Here is a 6,000-nt window from a genome sequence, read left to right as displayed (position 1 = left end):
CTGGATGACGCCTGCCGAGTTCGCTCAGACCATCAACCCGCGACGTGATGCGGTGCTGCGCAGCCGAAATGGCTCCGCACCACACCCCGCCGCTACCGCACCGAATACAGCAACCCAAAACCGCTGGAGCGAACTCAAAACTGGATAAAACTTTGGGGGCAAGGTCACTAGACTTAAGTAATCTTGTTGAATTCTCGATCGTGCGCATACTAAAGATTGAAATTCTACCAAACTTCAATACAAGCTGGGGTGTAAAAGCGTGTTACCCGAGGTAGTCGGCCGCGCTTTCAGGCAACATAAAACCCGGTCGTGTTAGGAGTTCATCCATGGTCCCCAAAAGAAGTCCCGATGCGATCGATGTCTATGTCGGTGGACGTATACGAATGCGTCGCATCATGCTGAAGTTGAGCCAGACGCAGTTGGCAAACGAGCTTGGCGTGACTTTTCAACAGGTCCAGAAATACGAGAAGGGCACGAACCGCGTTGGCGCAAGCCGCCTGCAAAGGATCGCGAGTGTGCTTGGCGTCCCACCAAGCTTCTTCTTCAACCAGGAGAGTGAAGAACGGCTCAATATGGCAGGGATCGGGGACTTTGAGGCGATGAGCTACGTGTCGCAGTTTCTTCAATCTCGCGAGGGCATAGCCCTGAACCAGTCGTTTTTGAAAATTCCCGATGCAAATGTCCGCCAGAAAATTGTGGCACTCGTTAAAGCTATGGCTGAGATGGACGAACTTCTACCAGTTGCTCCTGAGGGGCGTTCATCGACTGAAGTCAGGTTGAACAGCTAGATCGCAGGTCCGTTTTTTTTAGGACAACCATCACCAAACTGTAGTGGGGAGCAATGGCGTTCAGGTTGCTGACACTTGGGGAACTGCGACTTGTTGATCTTTCGGGGAATGCTGTTGCCTTCTCCGAAAAGGGTTTGATCATTCTTGCCTACCTGTTTGTCCACCCGCAACGCGCTCAATCGCGGACAGCGTTGTCGAAGCTGTTATGGGACGTAGTCGAGCCGACGCAAGCATATACCAATATGCGCAAGTCACTATCGCGGATAGACAGCCGCCAGCAGGAGTTGGGTCACCAATTTATCGAAATTACCGCTTCCGATGTGAAGCTCAATGTCGAGGCGATTAAATGCGACGCCGAGGGATTGCAAGCTCCTCCTCATTCGGACGCGCTGATTGATTTGCGTGCATTGGTCGGCCTTTTCAGTCACGTCTTTCTCGAAAACATCGACAGCACTGGAGCCGCACTTTCAGCCTGGATTGAACAGCGAAGAGCGCAACACCTGTCCCGCTTACGGGAAGCATTGATCAGTGCGATACCGATAGCAAAATCGGCACAAGATATCGCGCTCGTCAAGGATGCGGCCCTGCGGATATTTCAGCACGACCCGGATGACGAAATGATCGTCAGCTTGCTCGCGGAGACCTATTCCACCGAGGGAAAGGTAGAGACCTTCCGAAACATCTACGATGGCCGAAAGCAAAAGCTGTGGGGCAACCTTACCCTCAGCCCCGACGTCCATGCACTGAACGTAGTCAAAAAGGTCTTTGAGAAGCAGCGCAGTCTCTTCCCTGCCCCGAAAAACGGGCTTGGGGATGCCTTGACCGCAAGCACACAAAACGGTCTTAAGCGGCCTATTCCGAGGCTTGTGCTCCTGCCACCGGCGGAGAGCCCCGCTGGCAGCCAACCTCTCTTTCCTTTAGCGAACGCACTTATTGAAGATGTCACCATCGCGCTTTGCGCCTTAACGTCAGTGTCTGTGGTCGCTCCTTACACGGCTGCCCAAATCGGACGGCATTCGGACAAGGCCAACACAATCGCCCAGCATTCCATCTCATACGTGCTGGATACTAGGCATTCGGGCCGCGGCGCTCAGAGCAGCCTCTTCGTGCAGCTGGTTTACTTTGCAAACGATGAGGTCATCTGGGCGGACCGCTACGACATGGACAACGACAGTCTGGCTGTCCAGCGTCGTCAGATAGCCCGCCGGATCACCATGGCGATCACCGGAGAGATAGAGCGCAACGAGCTGGCACGGGAATATTTCGAGCAAAGCCCGGTCGCATACCACCATTACCTGCTCGGACAGCGACATCTAAAGAACCTCGGTCTTCCAGATATTCGCCGTGCACGCAAAGAATTTCGATCAGCGCTCAATCACGCTCCCTATTTCGCGCCAGCATTGAGCGGTATTGCTCGAACATATTCAAGGGAATGGCTGATCACGGCACGTGGGGATGCTCAACTGCTGAAAGCGGCCGAGAAACATGCCAACAAAGCGATCGCGGCCGGCCAAGACATGGTTGGCGGCTATCGAGAACTCGGTGTTGCTAAGATGCTTTTAGGCGGCATTGATGAAAGTGTTGAGGCCTTGGAGCTGGCCGAGACTTTGAGCCCCCATTATGCCGACGTCGCCGCGGACTACGCCGACACACTTGTCCATGCGTCCAAGCCCGGCTTGGCGCTCGAGAAAATCGAAAAAGCCATCGAGCTTAACCCCATGAGCCCTGATGTCTACCTTTGGACAGCAGCTGGCGCGAACTACTGCCTCGAAGAGTACGAACAAGCGTTATCCTATATCGAGCGCATGGCCGACAGGGGGCTAGCTAACCGCCTCTCCGCCGCAAGCTGGGCGATGATTGGCGACCAGAAACGGGCAAAAAGCTTCGTGCGCAAAGCTAGGGAAACCAATCCCGACTTCGATGTGGATACCTGGCTGACCGCCGTGCCGTTCAAGGAGCAATGGCAGAAAGATCACTATCGTGATGGCCTGCGAAAAGCAGGTTTTTGAAGCACATTTACCAAAAGAAGGATTTTCAGCATGGCAAGAATCGTCGTCATCGGAACGCCAGGGGAGTCTGGCCTGTGGGTTGCAGATCTTGATGCGGGAACCGTCAAGCCGTTTCAGGCTCCGGCAGGAAGCGAGCTGGAGGCAGCGGGTAAACTGCGCGCTGGCGGAGCTTCGATCATCAAAGGCGTGGATTTCGCCGTCACCGTGAAATCATCTGACGACGCCTTCTCCGGTCATCTGGACGGATAATCTGGCAAATGACACGGCCTCGGGAGGATAGTGTTAACGATCAGATGCCGAAACTTCCTGAGGCCCCCTCTTCCACTTTTTCGCCCCGTCTCTGCACGCCCGAGGAGACGCTAGAACGCGTTGCATCCTTCCTGCCACGCTACGGGATCACTCGCGTATCTCGATTGACCGGTCTCGACAACATCGGTGTTCCCGTCTGGAGCGCGGTTACACCTAATGCTCGCTCGATCGTCATCCATCATGGTAAGGGCATCACTGATGCTGATGCTAAAGTTTCTGCGACGATGGAGGCGCTTGAACGCGCCATCGCCGGCAATCCATCAATCGCAACGATTACTGCAACACAAGCAACTCTAGAACTCGAAGGACGGGTTGTCGATAGCCTCGAGGGTCTCATCGCCCAAGGTCAGAACGACATAGGCGAGCACGAGATGCTTACGTGGGTTCGGGGAATAGATGTATTGTCTAATGCCGAAACCTGGGTTCCTTATGAGGCTATCATTCTGGATCGCACACCCGAAGTGGTCCGGTTCTGGCAGTCGTCGGACGGCCTTGCATCCGGAAATACGTTCTTGGAAGCAAGCTTCCACGGGCTGTTGGAACGCATCGAACGCGATGCGGAAACTTTGTGGAATATAGCGAACGCGGAACAGCGCCTTAGCACCTGCCTCGACCCTCGCAGCCTTCTCGATCCAATCATAGATGGACTCCTCAGCAAGATTGGCAACGCAGGTCTAGAACTTCGGCTGTTCGACATGACCAGCGACGTCGGCATCGCCTGTTTCGTAGCATTTTTGGGAGCAGCCTCAGTTACATCAAGAAGCCACTTGCGCTTTTTCGACGTGACCAAGGGAAGCGGTGCGCATCTCGATCCTGCGCGAGCCGCAATCCGGGCGATCACGGAAGCGGTTCAATCCCGCCTTACTTATATCAGCGGCGCAAGGGATGACATCTATCCAAAAACATTCGACCGGCCACTCCCTCGTGAAGTTCGGAACTATTTCAGAGCGGAACCGAGGCCCCTCCCTCCCCGCAAGGCGATAAGCCTTGGACCGATAGAAGACTTGTTCCATACCGTGCTCAAGCATCTCAAAGCTGCATCTGTTGGTTCTGTCATCGTGGTTACGCTGACACCACCGGACCTTCCCTTCTCAGTCGTCAAAGTCTTGGTGCCCAACCTCGAGAATCCGCCAGGAGAGCGGATGAGACGGTTCGGGGCGAGGGCCATATCGAAAGCGTTGTTTTCGCTATGAAGGTCGTCTTCGTCGGCCCCACGCTCCCGAACGCGGTCGATCTGGTTCCGACGAATGTCGAAGTCAGAGGGCCTGCCAAGCACCGAGATATCCTCGCCGCTGTTGGTGAGGGCGCGACGGTGATCGGCCTGATCGACGGCAATTTTGAAGATGTGGCCCCAATCTGGCATAAGGAAATCCTGTTTGCTCTCTCTCAGGGCGTTCGCGTCTATGGCTCGAGCAGTATGGGCGCCTTGAGGGCTGCGGAATGCGCAGCATTTGGGATGATCGGGATTGGCAATATTTATAACCGTTATGCCAGCGGCGAGCTGTTTGATGATTCAGATGTAGCGCATGTCCACGGCCCAAAGGAGATGAACTATGTGTCGCTGTCTGAGCCCTTGGTGAATGTCTTGGCAACACTCGACGAGCTGTTAATACGCCATGAGCTTGACCACGCGGAATTTGCGAGCCTCAAGACAAGCGCCGAACTCATATTCTTTAAGGAGCGAACTTACCGGGCGATCGTCGCCAAGGCCAATCTACCTGACCATTCATCGCGAGAAAGCCTGCAAGTGCTTTTGCGGACTAACGCTATCAATCAGAAACGGCGCGATGCGCTCGAATTACTGAACGCCATAGCGACGGCTGACGAAAGGCGACAAAAAGCCCCAACGGACTGGACCTTCGCCGAAACAGAACAGTGGCGAAAGATTCTCTAGCGAGGGCGGTTGTAGTCCAATCCCGCACGGCACTCCAAGCTGTGTCACGCCTATGTCACGCGCAATTCCAAAGCTTCTAACCTATCATTCGTAGAAGTTAGATTTGGAATGAAGGCTTGATGATGCTCAACACTTTTGAAGAAAACACTGACCACAACGGCGATATCGCACCAGAGTTGGTCTCGATTGCACGACTTGTCACTTATGCGCGCAACAGCGCCAAGGATCTTGACCTCGAATTTTCTACCTACTGCCTCGATTTGGCTTTAGGTTCGCTGGTTGAGGAGATTAGAAAACGTGGCGTGGTTGATACTGACCACGGGGACGAGGTCGAGTACACCCCGAGCGTCATCTCTGGGGCATCGCACTAGTTAGGCAGTCCAGGATTCCGGTCGTCCAGTCCGCACTCTCGTAGATCGACTCCGACCAGGGGTTTTTGGATAATACCTCTGGGACAGAAGCCGACAGGTACGAAATCAAAATGATAGCGATGGCCAGCACCGAATGGCCATCCGGCCCAACCCACCACAATCGGCTATTATCTTGCCGTGGCAATCGATGGTCTGATCACGGACATCGAGCATTTGTGCGAGGCCAGACGTATTGTCATTCTGCGCCCTGCGGGGCGCGCTGCCATTACAACTTCCGGGTCCCCATTGCTCGCGACCGTCCGACCGAGCTGCTGGTTTTTCGTCCATCTTTTCAACCTTTGCATAGAAGCTGTTGATTAGGCTAAAAAATTATCCGGCGGCTCTAGAGGCACGTCGAAGTTGGATCGATCTAAGTACCAATTCCTTGGTGCTGATCTTATCTAGCATGCCCCGACGCGCGACCCTGTCCCAATCGAACATAAGCACAACCTCATCAGCCAGACGCTTGTCCATGCTCGAAGCCATGCTGGACACAATGCATAATGCCCCGTTCACGGACATTAGCGACGGGCGGCGACGGACGAGACATTAGTAATGAAGTCTTTACGACTGACAGCCGTTTGCTTTTG

At 54.3% G+C, this 6,000-nt stretch carries 6 protein-coding genes and 1 pseudogene; all 7 read left to right on the top strand.

The window, feature by feature from the left end; genetic code table 11:
• Nucleotides 1–148: pseudogene (locus ACQZ5M_RS19010) on the top strand (IS3 family transposase); the annotation flags it as partial.
• A gap of 178 nt (nt 149–326) precedes the next feature.
• On the top strand, nt 327–788 hold the full coding sequence (locus tag ACQZ5M_RS19005) for a helix-turn-helix domain-containing protein (RefSeq protein WP_296018764.1): 462 nt from the start codon (nt 327–329) through the stop codon (nt 786–788).
• 53 nt (nt 789–841) lie between these two features.
• On the top strand, nt 842–2,797 hold the full coding sequence (locus ACQZ5M_RS19000) for a hypothetical protein (protein ID WP_449080543.1): 1,956 nt from the start codon (nt 842–844) through the stop codon (nt 2,795–2,797).
• A gap of 30 nt (nt 2,798–2,827) precedes the next feature.
• Nucleotides 2,828–3,046 (top strand): hypothetical protein, encoded by a 219-nt coding sequence (locus ACQZ5M_RS18995; protein WP_449080542.1) that lies wholly within the window; start codon nt 2,828–2,830, stop codon nt 3,044–3,046.
• A gap of 44 nt (nt 3,047–3,090) precedes the next feature.
• Nucleotides 3,091–4,299: a YcaO-like family protein gene (locus ACQZ5M_RS18990; protein WP_449080541.1), complete on the top strand. Its 1,209-nt coding sequence runs from the start codon at nt 3,091–3,093 to the stop codon at nt 4,297–4,299.
• The gene (locus tag ACQZ5M_RS18985) at nt 4,296–5,000 is read left to right on the top strand and encodes a TfuA-like protein (RefSeq protein WP_296078521.1); all 705 of its coding nucleotides are present in this window, start codon (nt 4,296–4,298) and stop codon (nt 4,998–5,000) included. The genes ACQZ5M_RS18990 and ACQZ5M_RS18985 overlap by 4 nt, the downstream gene beginning before the upstream one ends.
• A gap of 119 nt (nt 5,001–5,119) precedes the next feature.
• On the top strand, nt 5,120–5,371 hold the full coding sequence (locus tag ACQZ5M_RS18980) for a hypothetical protein (protein ID WP_296078550.1): 252 nt from the start codon (nt 5,120–5,122) through the stop codon (nt 5,369–5,371).
• The last annotated feature ends 629 nt before the right edge of the window (nt 5,372–6,000 follow it).

It is taken from the genome of Rhizobium sp. 22-785-1 (assembly GCF_053521965.1).
The sequence above is the reverse complement of the archived record's forward strand: the minus strand, read 5'-3'. Positions and strand labels throughout refer to the sequence as shown.